Here is a 2041-nt window from a genome sequence, read left to right as displayed (position 1 = left end):
ACCGGGACGGCCTGGCCGGCCAGCGCGTCCGCGAGGACGTCCACGCCCGCCGCGACGACCCGCGGGTCCCGCGTGAGCAGCCCGCCGAGCGGCGGCCGCGCGTCCGTCATCCGGGCACCCCCTCCACCAGCGCGACCGCGTGCCGCGCCGCCTCCGCGTTCGAGGCGAACACCTCCGCGCCCGCGTCCCGCAGCGCCTCCGCCTGCCGGTCGCGGCCCTGCGGGTCGGCGGGCGTCCCGCACAGCGACACCACCGCGGCGAGATCCGGGCGGTCGCGCAGCGCGGCGGCGAGGACCGGCGCCAGCGACGCGGCCGGGTCGGGTTCGGCGCCGTGGCCGAGCACCACGTCCAGGAGCAGCACGCCGCACGCCGCGTCCGCCGCCTCCCGCGCGAGGGCCTCCAGCCGCAGCGTCGGGTCGATCATCGGATGGGCGCGGCCCCGGGTGTAGGCGTCGTCGCCGAAGTCGGTGAACCGGTGCCCGCGCGCCTCCAGGTCCCAGCCGAGCGCGTCGCGCGCGATCACCTCCGCCTCGTCGCGGAGCGTCCCGCCGGCGAACAGCCCGCGCAGCGACCGCCCGGCCGGCACCCGCGCGGTCCGCGGCGCGGGCCAGCACGGCCACCGCGGGACGGCCGCGCCGAGCGCCCTCAGCGCCTTCTCCACCGCCCGGGTCAGGTCGTCCTCGCCGGGCGCCGGCAGCGCGAACACCACCGGCGTGTCCAGCCGCCGCGCCGCCTCCCGGATCAGGTCCGCGACCTGCGGCGCCGGCGGCTTGGACACCAGCACGATCAGCTCGGTGCCGGGGTCGGCGTCCAGCGCGGCCAGCGCCGCCAGCGCCGACCGGCCGCTGACCTCCGGCGACAGGTCCCGCCCGCCGACCCCGAGGACGTGCCGGACCCCGGTGCCCGCCGCGTCCAGCAGGCACATCACCTGCTGCGCGCCCGTCCCGGACGCCGCCACGACGCCGACCGGCCCCGGCCGCACCGCGTTCGCGAACCCGAGCCCGGCGCCGCCGACGACGGCCGTCCCGCAGTCCGGGCCCATCACGATCAGCCCGCGCCGCGCCGCCGCCTCCTTCAGCGCGATCTCCTGCGCGACCGGCACGTTGTCACTGAAGATCATCACGTTCAGGCCGGCGTCGAGCGCGTCCATCGCCTCCGGGAACACGTGCGGTCCCGGCACCGACACCAGCGCGACCGACGCCTCGCCGCGCGCCGCGGCGGACGCCGTGGTGCGCGGGGCGGGCGGCGCGCCCAGCATCCCGCCGCCGTCCGGGACGTGCGCGGCCTCCTGCAGCAGGGCGTCCAGCGCCTCGCGCGCCCCGTCGAGGTCCCCGCCCTCCGCCCGCACGGCGACGACCATGTCCGCCGGCCCGGCGTCCGCCGGAACGGCGAACCCCATCCGCGCGAGCAGCTCCAGGTTCGGCTCCGTGGCCATCGCCGTCATCGCCGACGCCACGTCCGGCCGCTCCGCCAGCCGGCGGCTCACCCGCATCAGGGTGACCGAATCGCGGTAGGCCCCCCGCCGCACCTCGACCCAGTCGGCGCTCATGCCGCCCCGCGCCCGCCCGGCGCGCCCGCGCCGGGCGCCCCGCCCGTACCGGTCATGTGGGTCTCTTGCTGGGGGACGGCCCTCCGCACCCCCCGGTTCGCTCCGCTCATGCCGTGTGCTCCGCCGGGCGGCGGCCGGGGGAGGCGAGGGCGAGGGTGGCGCGGCAGCCCGCGAGGACCCCCCACGCCAGGTCGGTGCCGGAGGTGTGGCCGATCGCCAGCAGCCGGCGGACGGCCGCGGACGGCGGCTCGTGCCCGGCGACGCAGCGCAGCACCGCGGCGATCTCGCCGCCGGCGCCGCCCTCCGCCGCGCAGTGCAGCAGCGTCGCGGCCAGCGCGGTCGTGCGGGTCCCGGCGTCGGCGGTGACGGCCGCCCCCAGCCAGTCGGCCAGCCACACCGCCTTGCCGCTCTCCGGAAAGCCGCCGAAAGCGCTCCGCCGGGTGCGGGGGGTCTTCAGATCGGAAGAGCGACGAGTAGTGAAACAGAGTGCCA

Annotated in this window: 2 protein-coding genes; both read right to left on the bottom strand. The window is 79.2% G+C overall.

The window, feature by feature from the left end; translation table 11 throughout:
- Positions 1–106 precede the first annotated feature (106 nt).
- The gene (locus tag ABZ914_RS50630; RefSeq protein WP_500201717.1) at positions 107–1549 is read right to left on the bottom strand and encodes an AllF/FdrA family protein; all 1443 of its coding nucleotides are present in this window, start codon (positions 1547–1549) and stop codon (positions 107–109) included.
- Between the two features lie 106 nt (positions 1550–1655).
- Positions 1656–2041, bottom strand: a 386-nt coding sequence (locus ABZ914_RS50625; protein ID WP_500201716.1) for an oxamate carbamoyltransferase subunit AllH family protein, incomplete at its 5' end; no start/stop codon positions are given.

Source organism: Spirillospora sp. NPDC046719, assembly GCF_040645715.1.
Lineage (GTDB): Bacteria > Actinomycetota > Actinomycetes > Streptosporangiales > Streptosporangiaceae > Spirillospora.
This window is presented reverse-complemented; position numbering and strand designations above follow the sequence as displayed.

Excerpts from the sequence above, each read along its gene's own strand:
- ABZ914_RS50630 (WP_500201717.1), bottom strand. The coding sequence starts at position 1,549 with ATGAGCGCCGACTGGGTCGAGGTGCGGCGGGGGGCCTACCGCGATTCG.